Origin of the sequence: Micromonospora sp. NPDC050200, from assembly GCF_040656135.1 — a bacterium.
GTDB lineage: Bacteria > Actinomycetota > Actinomycetes > Mycobacteriales > Micromonosporaceae > Micromonospora.
Genome location: NZ_JBFALG010000001.1, coordinates 200,753 through 217,107 on the forward strand (window position 1 = coordinate 200,753; position 16,355 = coordinate 217,107).

Consider the following 16,355-nt stretch of genomic DNA (forward strand, 5'->3'; position numbering starts at 1 on the left):
TCTTTCACCTCGCGCCCGTACGCCGGAAACTATTGACAGCGTTCCGTTACCCCTTGATACTCGGTCGCCGGGCGTACGGCCGCCGCCGACGGCGGCGGCGAACTCGGCGCCTGCGGCACTCGCGGCGATGCGGCCGTGGCATACCGGAGGGAAGGAACGTGAAGCTCCCCAGCGCGCTGAGCTCACCAGCGACCAGGTGTCTGGTGGCCGTCGCGGCCGCCGCCCTCGTCGCGACGGGCTGCTCCAGCGGCACACCCGGCAAGGAAGGGTCGACCGGCGGCGGCACGCTGGTCGTCGGCTACACCGCCGACCCCAACACGCTCGACCCGTGGAAGGCCACCCAGTTCCAGGCCGTACATCTGCTCGAGCAGATGTACGGCACGCTCACCGAACTCGACGGCGACCTCAACGTCAAGCCCGGGTTGGCCGAGAAGTGGCAGTACGCCGACGAGAACAAGGCGCTCACCCTGACGCTCCGTCAGGGCGTGAAGTTTCACGACGGCAAGCCGTTCAGCTCCGCCGACGTCAAGTCGTCGCTCGAGCGCATCCAGAAGCCGGAGACCGCGGCGGTGGCTGCGGCCACGGTCAAGTCCATCCAGTCGGTCGACGCACCCGACCCGCAGACCGTCGTGCTGCACCTGGCGGCACCGGACGCGGGCCTGCTCGCCGGGTTCGCCACCACCAACCTGGCGATGCTGTCCAAGGATGACACCTCGGATATGGTCGGCCAGAAGCCCAACGGCACCGGCGCGTTCAAGTTCGACAGCCGCACCGCTGGCCAGTCGGTGAAGCTGACCGCCGACGGCGACTACTGGGGTGGCAGGCCGAAGGTGAGCGGCCTCGAGTTCCGCATCATCCCGGACCAGACGTCGGTCGTCGCGGCCCTGCAGTCGGGCAACGTCCAGTTCGCCACGCTCGACGATCCGCTGGTGGCCAGGTCGGCCGAGGGCAGCGGGCTCAAGCTGACCAAGACGCCGAGCCTGTCGTACCACGTGCTGCAGCTCAACGCCCGCAAGGCGCCGTTGGACAAGCTGGACGTACGGCTCGCCATCTCCTGCGCGATCGACCGCAAGCAGGTTCTGGACACCGCCGCCCTCGGTGAGGGCGAAATGACCGGACCAATCACTTCCCCGGCGTACAAGTCCGACCCCAACGCTCGCCCCTGCCCGACGCGGGACGTGGCCAGGGCCAAGCAGTTGCTGGCCGGCGCCGGCCTCGCCAACGGCGTCACCATCCCCGCGATCGTCTCCCAGGGCGAGTACGCCACCTCCGTCAACGAGGCGCAGAACCTTCAGGCCCAGCTCAAGGAAGCCGGCATCACCCTCGACCTGCAGACGCTGGAGTCCGGGGCGTACGTGGACAAGTGGGTCGCCGCCGACTTCAGCGCGGCCGTGGCGCTCAACGGCGGCCGACCGGACCCCGACGGCATGTACGGGCGCTACTTCACCAGCAGCGGCAACCTGAACAAGGTCGCCGGCTACTCCTCCCCGGAGCTGGACAAGCTCTTTGCCGAGGGCAAGGCGACCACCGACCCTGCCAAGCGAAAGGAGATCTACACCCAGGTCTCCCGACACCTGGAGGACAACGCGGCATGGGTGTGGCTGTTCTCGAGCTACGGCTACACCGCGACCACCCAGGGCGTCTCCGGCTTCACGCCAATGGCGAACGGCTCTTTGCAGAACCTGCGCGAGATCTCGCTGCAGTGACCGCACGACCTGCCGGGCGGTGCACGCACCGCCCGGCAGGACCCTCACTCAAGGAGGTGCCGGTGCGGTCCGTCGCACGTCACCCGCTGGCCCGCAGACTCGTGGAGACGGTGCTCACCCTCTTCGGGGTCGCGGTGCTGGTCTTCACCACCCTGCGGGCGATTCCCGGCGACGAGATCACCGCCACCCTCGGCACCGAGGCCGCCGGGCTCAGCGCCGAGCAGCAGGAGTCCCTGCGCGCCTACTACGGCCTGGACAAGCCGCTGGTCCTGCAGTTCTTCTCCTGGCTGGGCAATGTGCTCACCGGCAACCTCGGCTTTTCCCGCCGAGCCGGAGCCTCCGTTTTGGAGATGACCGCGAACGCCCTGCCGGTCACGATGGAGCTGGCGGTCCTGGCCACCATCATCGGGCTGCTGATCGGGGTGCCGCTCGCCATGCTCTCGGCGTCACGCCCCAACGGCATCCGCGACGGATTCGGCCAGCTCGTCGGCCTGGCCGCCCTGTCCGTGCCGAACTTCCTCCTCGGCGCTGCCCTGCTCACCCTGATCTCCAGGTACGCGCACTACAACCCCAATGCCCAGGGTTTCGCGCACCTCACCCAGGACCCGCTGCTGAACCTTCAGCAGATGCTCTTTCCGGCGCTGGTCCTCGGCTTCGGCCTCGCCGCCCCGATCATGCGCACCGCACGGTCGGCGCTGCTGGAGGTGCAGACCCAGGACTTCGTCCGCACCGCCCGTGGCAAGGGCGTCGCACCATGGCGGCTGCGGGTGCGCCACGTGCTGCACAACGCCCTGAACCCGATCGTCACCATGGCCGGCATCCAGTTCGGCTATCTCCTCGGCGGCGCCGTCGTGGTCGAGCAGATCTTCTCCGTGCCGGGCCTCGGGCGGCAGGTCCTCGCCGGGATCCAACAGAAGGAGTACGCCGTGGTGCAGAGCACCGTTCTGGTGATCGCGACCACGTTCGTCGTGGTCAACCTCCTCACCGACCTGCTCTACCGGGTCATCGACCCCCGGGTGCGTGCCGCATGAGGCAGCACGGCACGAAACGCCGCGGAGGACCGGCATGACCGCCGCCGTGGCCGGGCAGCAGGTGCCGCTGGCCACACCGCCCACCCGCACGGCGGCGTGGCGGCGACTGCTACGCAGCCCCGCCGGCCTGGTCGGCGCGGTGCTGGTGGCGCTTGTCGTCGCCGCCGCGGTCACCGCCCTGCTCGGGATGACCCCGTACGAGCCCATCGCCCAGCACCCGCAGGCCCGTCTGCAGGCGCCGTCGGCCCGGTACTGGTTCGGCACGGACCAGTTCGGCCGCGACGTCTTCTCCCGTTCCCTGGCCGGCGTGGGCAACTCACTGCGCGTGGCCGTCGTCGCGGTCTTCCTCTCCGCCCTCGTCGGCACCACCGCCGGCATCTGCGCGGGCTTCTACGGCGGCCGGGTACGCGGGCCGGTGCTGGCCGTGACAAACGTGCTCTTCGCCTTCCCGCCGCTGCTGCTCGCGCTGACCCTCGCGGCCACATTCACCCGCAACTGGCTGACCATCGCGATTGCGATCGCCATCGTCTATGTGCCCATCTTCGTCCGGGTCAGCCGCGGGCCGGTGCTGTCGCTGCGCGAGACCGACTTCATCAAGGCGGCCCGGGTGCTCGGCATCCCGACGTGGCGGATCCTGGTACGTCACCTGCTGCCGAACCTCGCCGCCATCGTCATCGTGCAGGTGACCCTGTCGCTGTCGTGGGCGGTGCTCACCGAGGCCGCGTTGAGCTTCCTCGGCCTGGGCAGCCCGCCACCCGCGCCGTCGCTGGGGTCGATGGTGTTCGACGCCAAGATTCTGGCCGGTACGGCCTGGTGGAACCTGGCGGCGCCGGGCGCCGTCATCGTCGTCTTCGTGGTCGGGCTCAATCTGCTCGGCGACGGGCTGCGCGACGCCCTCGACCCGAGAAATGGACGCAACTCATGATGGATCGCCTTGGTGACCTGCTGACCGAACAGGTCGACGACCGGTACGCCGGCCTCGACACCGCGTCGGTCGCGCAGTTGGCGGCGGTCATGAACGACGCCGACGCGACAGTGCCCGGCGCCGTGCGTGCCGCGCTGCCGCAGATCGTGCCAGCCATCGAGGGGATCGCCGACCGGCTGGCGGCCGGCGGTCGGCTGCTCTATGTCGGGGCGGGCACCGCCGGCCGGATGGGGGTGCTCGACGCGTCGGAGTGCCCACCGACGTTCAGCACCCCACCGGAACTGGTGCGCGCCGTCATCGCCGGCGGCAGCGAGGCGTTGCTCGCGGCCAAGGAGGGCGTCGAGGACGACGAGGCGGCCGGCGCGGCGGTGATCGCCGAATGCGCGGTCACGCCGGCCGACGCGGTCGTCGGTGTCTCGGCGAGCGGCCGTACCCCGTATGTCCTGGCGGCGGTCCGGGCGGCCCGCGCGCGGGGCGCGCTGACGGTCGGGCTGTCCTGCAACGCCGGCACACCACTGAGCGCCGCCGCCAATGCCGCGATCGAGGTGCTCGTCGGCCCCGAGGTGCTGGCCGGCTCGACCCGGCTGAAGGCAGGTACGGCGCAGAAGTTGGTGCTCAACATGATCTCGACGATCTCGATGATCAAGCTGGGCAAGACGTACGGCAATCTCATGGTCGACCTGCGGGTGACCAACGTCAAACTGCGTGACCGGGCGGTCCGCATCATCCGGCGGGTCACCGGTGTCCCCCGCGCCGACGCCGAGGCGGCCCTCGACCGCGCCGACCTCGATGTCAAGACCGCGATCCTCCTGCTCGACGGCTCGGTGGCGGACCCCCGCCAGCGGCTGGCCGCGAGCGGTGGTCGGCTGCGTGAAGCGCTGGAGGCGACTACGTGAAGGTCCTGGGCATGATCTCCGGTACGTCCCACGACGGCATCGATGTGGCGGCCGTCGGCTTCACGCTGCGCGACGGTGTGCTGCACGGCACCGTCGACTACGCGGGGAGTTCGCCCTACCCGGAGGACCTGCGCGTCCGGCTGATGCGGGCCCTGCCCCCGTCGGCGCTGACCTTCGCCGAGGCGTGCGAGCTGGACACGCTGATCGGTCAGGCGTTCGCCGAGGTGGCCGCCGACGCGGCCGAGCGGGCCGGCGGGGTGGACCTGATCTGCTCCCACGGACAGACCGTCTACCACTGGGTGCAGGGGCGACAGGTGCGGGGCACCCTGCAGATCGGGCAGCCGGCCTGGATCGCCGAGCGCACCGGGGTCCCGGTCGTCGCCGACGTCCGGGTGCGGGACGTGGTCGCCGGCGGTCAGGGTGCGCCGCTGGTGTCGATGATGGACGTCATGCTGCTGTCCGACCTGCCGGGCCGGCCGGCCGGCCTCAACCTGGGCGGCATCGCCAACATGACCGTGCTGCGGCCGATCGACGGGGGCGGCCCGGTGGCCTACGACACCGGGCCGGCGAACGCACTGATCGACGCCGCCGTTGTGCGGGCCAGTCGCGGCCGGCTGCGGTACGACGAGGACGGTCGCCTCGCCGCCGGCGGCGGGGTGGACGACGGCCTGCTCACCGAACTGCTCGCCGAGCCGTACTACCGGCTGGACCCGCCGAAGAGCACCGGCAAGGAACTGTTCCACGCCGACTACCTGCAGAGAGCACTGACGGCGCACCCCGGTCTGTCGGACGCGGACATCGCCGCGACCCTGACCGCGCTGACCGCGCAGACCATCGCCGATCAGGTACGCCGCCACCAGGTCGACACCCTCGTCGCCTCCGGCGGGGGATGCGCCAATCCGACGCTGATGGGGATGCTGCGGGAGCGGCTGACCGGGGTTCGGGTCACGACCACCGACGAGTTCGGCGCGCCGACCGACACCAAGGAGGCTGTCGCCTTCGCGCTGATCGGCTGGCACACCGCCCACGGCCTGCCCGCCACCGTACCGTCGTGCACCGGCTCCACCGGCGCCCGGGTCCTCGGCGCCATCGTGCCCGGCGCCGCCCCGCTGCGCCTGCCCGAACCACTGGCCACCGCCCCCACCGGGCTGCGCCTGACCGGAGCCTTCTGATGACCGCCCTTCTCGAGCTTGCGGATTTGCGCGTCTCGGCCCGGTCCGGCCGCGTCGACCGGGAGATCGTGCACGGGGTCGACCTGACCGTCGAGGCCGGGCAGACCGTCGCCGTCGTCGGCGAGAGCGGCTCCGGCAAGTCGCTGACCATGCTGGCCGTGATGGGCCTGCTCGCCGAGCCGCTGCACGTCTCCGGTGGGACCGTGCGGCTCGGTGACCGTGACCTGACCGCGCTCTCCGAGCGGGAGCTGCGCGCGATCCGCGGCAACGACGCGGCGATGATCTATCAGGACCCCATGACGTCGCTCAACCCGCTGATGCGCGTCGGCGACCAGGTCATCGAGGCGATGACCGCGCATGGCGTGCCGAAGGTCGAGGCGGGCCGGCGGATGCTCGATCTGCTGGCCCGGGTCGGCATCCCCGATCCGAGCCGGACCGCGCGGGCCTATCCGCACGAGTTCTCCGGCGGGATGCGTCAGCGGGTGATGATCGCCTGCGCGCTGGCGATGCGCCCCCGGCTGCTCATCGCCGACGAGCCGACCACCGCGCTCGACGTCACCATCCAGCAGCAGATCCTGGCGCTGATCGACGAACTGCGCCGGGAACTCGGCATGACCACCATCTGGGTCACCCACGACCTCGGTGTGGTGGCGCGCCTGGTCGACCGGGTCGTGGTGATGTACGCGGGCCACGTGGTCGAGGACGCGCCTGTGCGGCAGGTGTTCAGCGCTCCGCAGCACCCGTACACGAAGGCGCTGCTGGCCGCCCTGCCCGACCCGACTGACGACGACCGGCCGCCGCTGACCCAGATCCCCGGACGGCCGCCGACCGCTACCGACCCGGTGGAAGGATGCCCGTTCCGGCCGCGGTGCTCGCAGGCCGTCGACGCGTGCGCGACCCGCCCTGCGCTGCAGACGCGAATGCAGGGACGGGCCGCATGCTGGGTGCCCCCGCACGAGTGGAGGAACTGATGCTCACGGCGACCGATCTGGTCAAGCAGTACCCGGTGCGGGGCGGCGACGGTGTCGTGCACGCCCTCGCCGGGGTCTCGCTGACCGTCGGGGACGGAGAGACCCTCGGTGTCGTCGGCGAGTCCGGCTGCGGCAAGTCGACCCTGGCCAAGCTGCTGGTGCGGTTGGAGGACCCGACCTCCGGCACGGTCGAGCTGGACGGGGTGGACCTGACCGAGCTGCGGGGCCCGGCGCTGCGGCAGCAGCGCCGGCACATTCAGATGCTGTTCCAGGACCCGTACTCCTCGCTCAACCCGCGGCTGCGCGTCGGCCAGGCTCTTGGTGAAGTGCTGGCCGTGCACCGGCTCGCCGACGGCCGGCAGCGCGAGCGGCGGGTGGACGAGCTGCTGGAGATGGTCGGGCTGGGCGCGGGGTTCGCCGACCGCTACCCGCACGAGCTCTCCGGCGGGCAGCGGCAACGGGTCGGCATCGCCCGGGCCCTCGCCGTGGAGCCGAGGGTGCTGCTGCTCGACGAGCCGGTGTCGGCGCTCGACGTCTCGGTCCGGGCCGAGATCATGAACCTGCTGGTCAACCTGCGCCGCGAACTGGGCCTCAGCTACGTGTTCATCAGCCACGACGTGGCCATGGTGCGGCACCTCAGCGACCGGGTCGCGGTGATGTATCTCGGTCGGGTCGTCGAGATCGGCGACTGGAAGTCGGTGCTGGACGACCCTCGGCACCCCTACACCTCCGCCCTGTGCGCCGCGGTACCGGCGCCCAACCCGGAGCTCTCCCAGCCGATCGAGGCCACCGTCTCGGGGGAAGTGCCCAACCCGGCCGCCCCGCCGTCCGGCTGCCCGTTCCACCCGCGCTGCCCCCTGGCGCAGGATTCCTGCCGGCGGCTCGACCCGGCGTTGCTGCCGCTTCCGCTGGGTTCCGGCCGCCAGGTGGCCTGCCACGTGGCCGCCGAGCGGGTGACCGACCGGTCGGCGCAGCTCGCACCGCCCGGCTCGTGACCGCGCCGGTGGGGGTTCGCCGGGCGGTGGCGGCCGACGCGGACGCCGCCGGCGCCGTCTTCCTGGCCTGCTGGCACCGGTCGTACGAGGACCTGCTGCCACCGCCGGTACTGGCCGGCTACGACGAGGCGAGCGCGGTGGCGCTGTGGCGACGCGTCCTCGCGGCTGCGCCCGACGGCGTGCTCGTCGCCGAGGTGACAGGTCACGGGGTTCGCGGCGTTGTGCGCTTCGGCGCGGACCCGGACGACGCGCGTCACGGACATGTGTTCAGCCTGTACGTGCACCCGGACGCCCAGGGGCTCGGGTTGGGTCGGACGCTGCTGCACGCCGCAGCAGGGAAGCTGCGGGCCGCCGGTTACGCCACGGCGACGTTGTGGGTGTTCGCGGGAAACCATGCTGCTCGCGCCTTCTACGCGGCGCAGGGCTGGACGCCTGACGGCGGCACCCGGGTCGAAGAGGCGTACGGCGAGCCGGAGGTGCGGCTGCGCCGGAACCTGCCGGCGATCACGCCCACGTAGAGAATTTCAACAACATCTGCTAGTGATAACCTTCCGGCATGGCAACGGCCCCGTGGCAGGCGGTGACGACCCTCGTCGACCAGGTACGACGGGCGTTGTATGACTACGTCCGCAGCCAGGACCACCCGGTGACGCGGGACGAGGCCGCCGAGGCACAGCACATCTCGCGTAACCTGGCGGCGTTTCACCTCGACAAGCTGGTCAACGCCGGATTGCTGCACGCTCGGTACGAGGCGCCGACCGACCAGCCGCGCGGCCGTGGCAGAACGCCGAAGGTGTACGAGGCGGTGCCCGGCTGCATCTCGCTGACCATTCCGGAGCGCCGCTACGACCTGATCGGCGAGATCCTCGCCCGGGCCGTCGCCGAAGATCCCACCGATGCCAGGTCGGCAGCCCTACGCCTGGCAGAGGAGCGGGGCGTGGCCATCGGTCGTCAGGTCGACGGTGGCGGGCCGGTCGCGGCCGTCCTGGCCGAACTCGGCTTCGAACCGGCCGACGACGAGAAGGTGATCCGGCTGCGGAACTGCCCCTTCCACGAACTCGCCGCCCAGCAGACCGAGTTGGTGTGCGGCCTGAACCAGGCCTTCATCGCCGGCCTGCTCGACGGGCTCGACCGGACGGACCTCCGCGCGCGGCTGGCCCCCAGCCCCGGCGCCTGCTGCGTACAGATCCATCCGGCCTGACCCGCCCAGCCGCTGCGCCCACGCTCACCAGCAGGTCGGCCGCAGGCCGGACCCGCTGCTCAACTCAGAAGATCGCCGAGCGGCACCCGCGGGTCGGAAAGCGTGGCCAGGTCGACTGCCCTGCCCCCGTGGCCGGCACGCACCAGCGCCTGGATCTGGTCGGTCACGTCCCACACGTTGGCGTTCATCCCGGCCAGTACCCGACCGTCCTTGACCCAGAACGCCATGAACTCCGGTGCCCTGCCATCCGCCACCGCCGGATCACCGCGGAACACCACCCGGTCGTAACCGTCCGGGGCCACCCACCCCGAATACTCCATCCCAAGGTCGTACTGATCTGAAAAGAAGTACGGCAATCGGGCGTACTCGACCTGCTGGCCCAGCATGGACCGCGCCGCGGCCGGGCCGCCGTTGAGCGCGTTCGCCCAGTGCTCCACCCGGATGTGCCGGCCCAGCAGCGGGTGGTAGGCGTTGGCCACATCACCCGCCGCGTAGATGTGCGGGTCGGAGGTGAACAGCCGTGCATCGGTGACGATGCCGTTGTCCACCTTCAGGCCCGCCGCCTCGGCCAACTGCACGTTGGGCTGGATGCCCACACCGACGACGACCGTGTCGGCAGGCAGTGGGGTGCCGTCGGTCAGCAGCACCGAGGACACCCGCCCGGTACCCCGCAGTTGTCGGACCCCGACGCCGAAGTGGAAGGTGACGCCGTGGCAGCGGTGCAGGTCGGCGAAGACTCGGGCGACCTCCTCTCCGAGGACCCGCTGCAACGGCAGGTCGGCGGTTTCCACCACGGTCACGGCGGCGCCGTGCTGGCGGGCGGCGGCGGCGATCTCCAGACCGATCCAGCCCGCACCGATCACCACGAGGCGGGCCTGGTCGGTGAGGGCTCCGGCGATCCGATCGGAGTCCGCCAACGTGCGCAGATACAGCACGCCGTCCAGGTCGGCGCCGGGAACATCCAGGCGGCGGGGCGTCGAGCCGGCGGTCAGCAGCAGCTTGTCGTATCCGAGCCGTTCGCCATCGTCCAGGACGACCTGGCGCGCGGCGCGGTCGATGCCGGTGACCCGGGTCGCGGTACGCAGATCGATGTCGTTCGCCTCGTACCAGCCGGCGTCGTGCACATACACGTCGCGCCGCGCTGTGGTCCCCAGCAGCAGTCCCTTGGACAGCGGTGGCCGCTCGTACGGCCGTTCGGGTTCCTCACCGAAGAGGATCACCCGGCCGTCGAAGCCCTCCTCCCGCAGTGTCTGGGCGGCTTTGGCACCGGCGAGGCCGGCTCCGACGATGACGAACGTGGGGCTGCTTTCCATCCCGCTCTCCAATTCGGGTCAGTGGGCTCCGGTGAGGGAGAAGAACTCGGACCTGGAGCGGGCGTCGTCGCGCAGGGTCCCGAGCAGGGTGGATGTCACGGTGGTGGCGCCGGTGGCCCGCACGCCGCGCAACGTCATGCACAGATGCTCCGCCTCGATGACGACCCCGACGCCCTTGGGAGCCAGTTCGAGGGCCAGCCAGTCCGCCACCTGCTTGGTCAGCCGCTCCTGCACCTGCGGACGGTGGGCGAACAGCTCCACGACGCGGGCGAGCTTGGACAGCCCGAGGATCCGGTCGCCCGGCAGATAGCCGACATGCGCGACACCGACAAACGGCAACAGGTGGTGTTCGCACACCGACCGGATCGGGATGGCCCGGGCCAGCACCAGTTCGTCGTAACCCTCGTCGTTCGGGAAGGTGGTCAGGTCGAACGGACGCGCGGTGAGCAGTTCGGCGTACGCCCTGGCCATTCGGCCGGGCGTGTCACGCAGGCTTTCGGAGTCCAGGTCGATGCCGAGTGCGGCCAGAAACCGCGCGGCGGCCTGTTCGGCGGCGGCCAGGTCGCGCGCCGGCTGTTGGTCGACCCGACGTTGGGCCGGTGCGATGGTCACGTCAACTACCCTCCGAGCCGAGCGCGGTGAGCCGCGCCGGGACCATGGACGGGCGACGCAGTTGGCTGTTCGCCTGCGCCGCGCGTACTCCCCGAGGTCCTTCCCTTATGTCGCCATCCTGGACCCTCGGATTCGAGATTTCAATAGCGGGCGTTGGTTAAATTCTGCCTGGATCATCCGGTGACCCACGACCGGCGCGGCTACGCCGTACCGCCAGTGCAGGTTTCGTCGGTGATGCAGCACCTCCCGCGGCTCGAGGCGCAGGTGGAGGGTTCAGGCCCATTCGCCTGAGAACAGCGGAGCAACCGGGCGCTCCCGGCGCCCGATCCGCGCGTCCCCTACGCAGGAGCCTGGTCCGAGATGCCAAATTCCTTCAGCCGCAACGCCGACGACGAAAGGTATCGACATAGACGGTTGTAACGATATAGCCTGCCCGTCATCGCGATCATCAATCCCTCGGCCCCGCTGCCACAGCTGAAGGAGCTCCATGGCAACAACACGATCCATCCGTCTGCGGCGTCGGGCTCTGCTCGGCATCCCTGCACTGGTGACCGCCTCCGCCCTGGCCACCACCGTCCGACCCGCCCCGGCAGACGCCGCGCCCAAGATCGAGTGCCTGGCCGATCTGCTCGGACGGTCCTGATGGCGACCATCCCCTGGCTGGTGGACGTCCTGCGGGCCGCCGGCGTCCAGGTCGTCGTCGAGGGCGACTGGCTCAACCGGATGCGCCCCGGTTCCTTCGATCCCATCGGTGTCCTGTGGCACCACACCGCAGCAACCTCCAGCGCCAGCAACCCGCACCCGGCACTCGACATCTGCATCAACGGCCGCTCCGACCTGGCCGGGCCGCTCTGCCAGGCTCTCGTCGACTATCACGGGGTCTTCCACGTCATTTCGGCCGGCCGGTGCAACCATGCCGGCACCAGCGGCGGCAGCGGGCCGATCCCGGCCGGCGACGGTAACACCCTGATGATCGGTTGGGAGATCGACTACAACGGGGTGAACCAGGAGATGACGGCGGCGCAGTACAACGCGTCGATCGCCGCCACCGCCGCCGTGCTCACCCGGCTCGGCAAGGACGCCAGCTACGCCCGGGGCCACCGGGAGACGAGCACTACCGGCAAGATCGACCCGTCTTTCATCGACCTGAACGTGATGCGGGCCGACGTCGCCGCGAAGATGGCCGGTGGCGGGACGGCATGGAGTTCGGTGGTGGACAACGCCACCGCCGGCCGGTTCACCGCCAGCGCCAACTGGGGTGTCTCGTCGTACTCCGGGCAGCGCTACGGGGCGGACTATCACTACGCGGACCCGGTCACCGCCAGCGACGCCGCCTGGTACAAGTTCAACGTCCCGGCGACGGGCGACTACCGGGTCGACGCCTGGTGGCCGGCCAACTCCGGCTACAACGGCGCGACCCCGTACATCGTCGCCACCACGACCGGCAACCGGACGGTCTACGTGGACCAGCGGGCAACCGGTGGACAGTGGCGCTCCCTCGGCACGTTCGCGCTCCCGGCCGGCGACGCCAACCGGGTGGCCGTGAGCCGGTGGAGTTCGGCCAGCGGATTGATCATTGCCGACGCCGTTCGACTCACCCGGGTCTGACCCGGGCCACGGCTCGACTTCTGCAACACCTTCGCCGGCTGGGAGTACCCGGCGCCGCCGCCCGGCGCCGGGTGGCTGCGCGGCTACCGAACCCTGGCGGTGTGGGCCGGTCACGTCGGGCTGGTCGACGACGTCGCGGTGACCCGGCTCGTCGAGCTGGCCCGGCGCGATCCCCATCCGGACCTGCCCCGATCCCGCGTGCGGCTGGCTGTTGCTCGACGACAGCGGGATGCGCCGTTGGCGCAGCCTCGGCACGTGCGGCCGGTCGGGCGCGGAAGTCCTGTGCCACACCGCTTGAGCCGACTATCGTCGGCCCATGGCGACCTGGGACGACGTACGCCGAATCGCGCTCGCCCTGCCGGAGATGACCGAGCGCGAATCCCACGACCACCTGCCCGCCTGGCGGGTGCGGGACAAGCCCTTCGTCTGGGAACGACCGCTGCGCCGCGCCGACCTCGACGCCCTCGGCGACGGCGCCCCCGACGGCCCGATCCTCGGCGTCCGGGTGCCCGACCTGGGCGCCAAGGAGACGCTGCTCGCCGACGACCCGACCGTCCACTTCACCACCCCGCATCTCGACGGCTGCCCCGCGGTGCTGTTCCGGCTCGACCGGATCAACGCCGAGGAGCTGACCGAGCTGATCACGGAGGCGTGGTATGCCCGTGCCCCGAAGCGGCTCGCCGCCGCCCACCGGGCGGAGACCCGGTGAGCGCTCCCCCGCGTCCGGGTTCACCAGATCGGACTTCATACAAGCACCAAGGGCACGCGCGGGTGCACGGGATCGTCTTCGACATGGACGGCACGCTGATCGAGTCCCACGCGGTGGTGCCCGCGGCGTACCGCGCCGCCGTCGTGGCGGGCGGCGGACCGTTCCTCTCCGACGCCGAGATCATCGCCGGCTATTCGCTCGGCCCACCGGCCGCGCTGCTGACCCACCTGCTCGGGCGACCGGCCACCGACGCGGACCTCGCCAGCTACCACGCCCACCTGGCCACGCTCGCGGAGCAGGTGACCGTCTATCCCGGGGTGACCGACGTGCTCGCCGACGTCGCCGCCCGGGTGCCGGTCGGTCTCTTCACCGGGGCCAGCCACCGCGCCGCCGAGATCCTGCTCGATCGGGCCGGCCTCCGCCGACACTTCCGGGTGGTCCTCGGCGGTGACGAGGTCCCGCGGCCCAAGCCGCACCCGGACGGCGTCCGGCTGGCCTGCCGGATGCTGGGGCTCGCGACCCACCGCGTCGCGTACGTCGGTGACTCGCCGCTCGACCTGCGGGCCGCCCGCAGCAGCGGCGCCGTGGCGGTGGCGGCCGGTTGGGGTCACCAGTACGACGCCGAGGAGCTGGCGGACCTGGCCGCCGGCCGGCCCGAAGATCTGCTGTCGCTGCTCGACTGATCGATCCCTGGTCATCCCGGCGGACGCAGCGCGACGGCGACCGCCTCCTCCGGCGTGTCGGCGTGCCGTAGGCCGGGCACCGCGTTGCCGGCCGGGTCGAGGCTTTGCCAGCCTGTCACCTGCGGAGGTTGCGCGAGCGCGGTCGTACCATCCTGCCGGCGGGGTGGTGCCCGGGTTCCCGGCAGCCTGCCGTAACGTCGTTTCGTCGCCTCCACGAGGAAACGGAGCTTGCCGCGTGCGCAGCCTCATTACCCACCTGGCGGGTATGGCGCCTGAGAAGTTGGGTGACCTGATCGCCAGACGGCCGGAGGTGTTGCTGCCGCCGGAGCCCGCGACGATGACCGAGTTGGCCGATCGACTGAGCGCTGCGCCGCTCATCGGCGTCGCGCTGCTCGGACTGAGCCGACCGGAGTTGCAGATCGCCGAGGCGTTGGCGGCACTGGGCGATGGATGCGACCGCGCAGAGCTGGCAGCGGCCCTCGGCGTGGCCACCGACGACGCCGACCTGGACGCCACGCTCGTCCGGCTGGGGGAGGTCGCCATCGCCTGGCCGGACGGTGACCGACTGCGTACCGTACCGCTGGGGCATGTCTGGCCGTGCCCACTGGGTCTCGGGGCGCCGCTGTCCGCGCTGCTCGCCGAGCAGCGCGCCGATGACCTGCGCCGGATCGCCCGGACGCTCGGCGTGCCCGCGGGCACGCAGAAAGCCGTCATGGTACGGAACCTGTCCGCCTGGCTGGCCGATGGTGCGAACGTCCGGAAGATCAGCGCCACAGCCCCCGCGGACACTCAGGAGCTGCTCCACCAACTCGCCTGGGAGGGCCCATACCTCGACGAGCCGACCTACCGCTACGGCCGACGGACGGGGCCGGCGCAGTGGGCGGTGGAGCACGCACTGATCCACGTGGGCACCCACTGGGGCGCGCCCCTGCAGATGCCCTGCGAGGTCGCGCTGGCGTTGCGTGGTCCCGACTACCGGCTCCCGTTCGACCCGGCGCCGCCGTCCGCACCGACCAGGCTGGTTGACGGGGAGTCCGTCGAGCGGGAATCCGCCTCGGCGGCGGCGACCGCGCTCGCCCGGATGGTGAACCTGCTGGAGGAGTGCGGCCGGACACCCGTGGCACCCCTCAAGACCGGCGGGGTCGGCGTACGCGAGCTGCGCCGGCTCGCCAAGGCCATCGGCGACAGCGCGGACCACGTCCGGCTGTGGCTGGAGCTCGCGATGAGCACCGGACTGCTGGCACCCACCGAGGCGGGCCTGCTGCCGACGGAGCAGTACGACGCCTGGTGCGACCAGCAACCCGCGGAGCAGCTGACCGGACTGCTGGTGGGCTGGCTGTCCAGCGAGGGCGCGCCCCTTCACCAACCGGCCGGCGCGGGACAGCCGGCGCCCGCCCTGGTCCAACCGGCGGACAGCGCGGCGATCCCCCTGGTGCGAGCCACAGTGCTCAATGTGAGCGCGGAGCTACCGCCCGGTGTCGCGGCTGCCGACGTGCAGGCCGTCATCACGCTCACCCGGTGGCGCAACCCGCTGCTGCTGGACCATCTCGACGACACCACCGGTCTGGTCGACGGCGTGTGGCGGGAGGCCCAACTGCTGGGAGCGGTTGCCCACGGAGCAGTCACCGATCTCGGCCGGGCGCTCGCTGCGGACCAGCCTGAGCAATTGGCGACCGTGCTGGGTCGGCTGCTACCGCCGGCGGAAGAGACCGTCCTGCTGCAGGCCGACCTGACCGCCGTGGTCGTGGGAACCCCGTCGCGGACGCTCACGGCGCTGCTGGACGCGGCAGCCGACCGGGAAACCCGCGGTGGCGCGTCGACGTGGCGCTTCACCCCCGCCTCGGTACGCCGAGCACTGGACGCGGGCAGCAGCGAGACCGAGCTGCTCACCGCCCTACGGGACCGGGCCGCCGGCGCCCGGGTGCCGCAACCACTCGCATACCTCATCAGCGACACGGCACGGCGGCACGGCGCGATCCGGGTCCGGCCGGTCGCCTGCTGCCTGCGCAGCGACGATCCGGTGCTACTGAAGGAGATCCTGCACGCCCGCTCACTGAGCACACTGGGCCTGACGCTGCTCGCACCGACCGTGCTGGCCAGCACTGCCCCCATCGCGGAAACCCTGGCCGCGCTCCGCAACGCCGGCTACGCACCCGTCGGAGAACGCCCCGACGGCACCGTGGCGGTGGAACGCCCCACCCGGCAACGAGCCGTACCGCTACCAGGGGCCCCCGATGTGGTCACGACGCTCCTGTCGCGCCCTGGATCACCGCATCCAGGTGCGCTGGACGAGCTGTTCGCGGACCTGTTCGACAACGTCGACGAAACCGACCCACTCGGCATGGACCTGATCCCCGCACAGCCGGGCCCGCTGACCACCAGCGAGCCTGCGGACCTCGCCCGTCGCCTGCTGAGCAACGTCGTTGCCCGCGACGCTCTTCGAGGCGGTGAATTCATCGCGAACTGACCCTGGCAGGAGGCCAGTGCGGCGGGCTGGCTGCGCGCCGGAACCTCGATCATCTCCGGGCAGTCG

At 71.2% G+C, this 16,355-nt stretch carries 17 protein-coding genes; 15 read left to right on the forward strand and 2 right to left on the reverse strand.

Features of this window, described 5'->3' with window-relative positions:
- Window positions 1-158 precede the first annotated feature (158 nt).
- The 9 genes from AB0I41_RS00845 (at window position 159) to AB0I41_RS00885 (ending at window position 8,897) form a co-directional block, all read left to right on the forward strand.
- Window positions 159-1,706: an ABC transporter substrate-binding protein gene (locus tag AB0I41_RS00845; RefSeq protein WP_357100151.1), complete on the forward strand. Its 1,548-nt coding sequence runs from the start codon at window positions 159-161 to the stop codon at window positions 1,704-1,706.
- Window positions 1,707-1,768: 62 nt separating this feature from the next.
- Complete coding sequence (locus AB0I41_RS00850; protein ID WP_357100154.1) at window positions 1,769-2,737, forward strand: ABC transporter permease; 969 nt, start codon at window positions 1,769-1,771, stop codon at window positions 2,735-2,737.
- A gap of 34 nt (window positions 2,738-2,771) precedes the next feature.
- Window positions 2,772-3,662 carry an ABC transporter permease gene (locus AB0I41_RS00855; RefSeq protein ID WP_357100158.1) on the forward strand — a complete coding sequence of 297 codons (891 nt, stop codon included), beginning with the start codon at window positions 2,772-2,774 and terminating at the stop codon, window positions 3,660-3,662.
- The gene (gene murQ, locus AB0I41_RS00860) at window positions 3,659-4,558 is read left to right on the forward strand and encodes an N-acetylmuramic acid 6-phosphate etherase (protein ID WP_357100161.1); all 900 of its coding nucleotides are present in this window, start codon (window positions 3,659-3,661) and stop codon (window positions 4,556-4,558) included. The genes AB0I41_RS00855 and murQ overlap by 4 nt, the downstream gene beginning before the upstream one ends.
- A gap of 11 nt (window positions 4,559-4,569) precedes the next feature.
- On the forward strand, window positions 4,570-5,730 hold the full coding sequence (locus AB0I41_RS00865) for an anhydro-N-acetylmuramic acid kinase (protein ID WP_357100164.1): 1,161 nt from the start codon (window positions 4,570-4,572) through the stop codon (window positions 5,728-5,730).
- The gene (locus tag AB0I41_RS00870; protein ID WP_357100167.1) at window positions 5,730-6,701 is read left to right on the forward strand and encodes an ABC transporter ATP-binding protein; all 972 of its coding nucleotides are present in this window, start codon (window positions 5,730-5,732) and stop codon (window positions 6,699-6,701) included. The genes AB0I41_RS00865 and AB0I41_RS00870 overlap by 1 nt, the downstream gene beginning before the upstream one ends.
- Complete coding sequence (locus AB0I41_RS00875; RefSeq protein ID WP_357100170.1) at window positions 6,701-7,696, forward strand: oligopeptide/dipeptide ABC transporter ATP-binding protein; 996 nt, start codon at window positions 6,701-6,703, stop codon at window positions 7,694-7,696. Before AB0I41_RS00870 ends, AB0I41_RS00875 begins: the two co-directional genes overlap by 1 nt.
- Window positions 7,693-8,214: a GNAT family N-acetyltransferase gene (locus AB0I41_RS00880; RefSeq protein WP_357100173.1), complete on the forward strand. Its 522-nt coding sequence runs from the start codon at window positions 7,693-7,695 to the stop codon at window positions 8,212-8,214. Before AB0I41_RS00875 ends, AB0I41_RS00880 begins: the two co-directional genes overlap by 4 nt.
- 38 nt (window positions 8,215-8,252) lie before the next feature.
- Window positions 8,253-8,897: a hypothetical protein gene (locus AB0I41_RS00885; protein ID WP_357100176.1), complete on the forward strand. Its 645-nt coding sequence runs from the start codon at window positions 8,253-8,255 to the stop codon at window positions 8,895-8,897.
- Window positions 8,898-8,956: 59 nt separating this feature from the next.
- On the opposite strand, the gene AB0I41_RS00890 is transcribed toward AB0I41_RS00885, so the two are convergent.
- Together AB0I41_RS00890 and folE are read right to left on the reverse strand one after the other, a co-directional pair.
- Window positions 8,957-10,210, reverse strand: coding sequence for an FAD-dependent oxidoreductase (locus tag AB0I41_RS00890; RefSeq protein ID WP_357100179.1), 1,254 nt, complete (start codon window positions 10,208-10,210; stop codon window positions 8,957-8,959).
- 18 nt (window positions 10,211-10,228) lie between these two features.
- Window positions 10,229-10,822, reverse strand: coding sequence for a GTP cyclohydrolase I FolE (folE, locus tag AB0I41_RS00895; RefSeq protein WP_357100181.1), 594 nt, complete (start codon window positions 10,820-10,822; stop codon window positions 10,229-10,231).
- A gap of 487 nt (window positions 10,823-11,309) precedes the next feature.
- Between folE and AB0I41_RS00900 the strand changes: the two genes are divergently transcribed.
- From AB0I41_RS00900 to AB0I41_RS00925, 6 genes are all read left to right on the forward strand, one after another.
- Window positions 11,310-11,465: a hypothetical protein gene (locus tag AB0I41_RS00900; RefSeq protein ID WP_357100184.1), complete on the forward strand. Its 156-nt coding sequence runs from the start codon at window positions 11,310-11,312 to the stop codon at window positions 11,463-11,465.
- Window positions 11,465-12,430, forward strand: coding sequence for an N-acetylmuramoyl-L-alanine amidase (locus tag AB0I41_RS00905; protein WP_357100187.1), 966 nt, complete (start codon window positions 11,465-11,467; stop codon window positions 12,428-12,430). The genes AB0I41_RS00900 and AB0I41_RS00905 overlap by 1 nt, the downstream gene beginning before the upstream one ends.
- A 211-nt stretch (window positions 12,431-12,641) precedes the next feature.
- On the forward strand, window positions 12,642-12,728 hold the full coding sequence (locus AB0I41_RS00910) for a hypothetical protein (protein ID WP_357100520.1): 87 nt from the start codon (window positions 12,642-12,644) through the stop codon (window positions 12,726-12,728).
- Between the two features lie 18 nt (window positions 12,729-12,746).
- On the forward strand, window positions 12,747-13,139 hold the full coding sequence (locus AB0I41_RS00915) for an MmcQ/YjbR family DNA-binding protein (RefSeq protein ID WP_357100190.1): 393 nt from the start codon (window positions 12,747-12,749) through the stop codon (window positions 13,137-13,139).
- Between the two features lie 62 nt (window positions 13,140-13,201).
- A complete protein-coding gene (locus tag AB0I41_RS00920) occupies window positions 13,202-13,822 on the forward strand; it encodes an HAD family hydrolase (RefSeq protein WP_357100193.1) in 621 nt (206 codons plus the stop codon).
- Window positions 13,823-14,057: 235 nt separating this feature from the next.
- Window positions 14,058-16,289 (forward strand): helicase-associated domain-containing protein, encoded by a 2,232-nt coding sequence (locus AB0I41_RS00925; RefSeq protein WP_357100195.1) that lies wholly within the window; start codon window positions 14,058-14,060, stop codon window positions 16,287-16,289.
- Window positions 16,290-16,355: the final 66 nt, after the last annotated feature.

Coding starts and splice junctions, on each gene's coding strand:
- AB0I41_RS00900 (WP_357100184.1), top strand. CDS start 11,310: ATGGCAACAACACGATCCATCCGTCTGCGGCGTCGGGCTCTGCTCGGC.
- AB0I41_RS00885 (WP_357100176.1), top strand. CDS start 8,253: ATGGCAACGGCCCCGTGGCAGGCGGTGACGACCCTCGTCGACCAGGTA.
- AB0I41_RS00855 (WP_357100158.1), top strand. CDS start 2,772: ATGACCGCCGCCGTGGCCGGGCAGCAGGTGCCGCTGGCCACACCGCCC.
- murQ (WP_357100161.1), top strand. CDS start 3,659: ATGATGGATCGCCTTGGTGACCTGCTGACCGAACAGGTCGACGACCGG.
- AB0I41_RS00875 (WP_357100170.1), top strand. CDS start 6,701: ATGCTCACGGCGACCGATCTGGTCAAGCAGTACCCGGTGCGGGGCGGC.
- AB0I41_RS00870 (WP_357100167.1), top strand. CDS start 5,730: ATGACCGCCCTTCTCGAGCTTGCGGATTTGCGCGTCTCGGCCCGGTCC.
- AB0I41_RS00890 (WP_357100179.1), bottom strand. CDS start 10,210: ATGGAAAGCAGCCCCACGTTCGTCATCGTCGGAGCCGGCCTCGCCGGT.
- AB0I41_RS00865 (WP_357100164.1), top strand. CDS start 4,570: ATGATCTCCGGTACGTCCCACGACGGCATCGATGTGGCGGCCGTCGGC.
- AB0I41_RS00915 (WP_357100190.1), top strand. CDS start 12,747: ATGGCGACCTGGGACGACGTACGCCGAATCGCGCTCGCCCTGCCGGAG.
- AB0I41_RS00905 (WP_357100187.1), top strand. CDS start 11,465: ATGGCGACCATCCCCTGGCTGGTGGACGTCCTGCGGGCCGCCGGCGTC.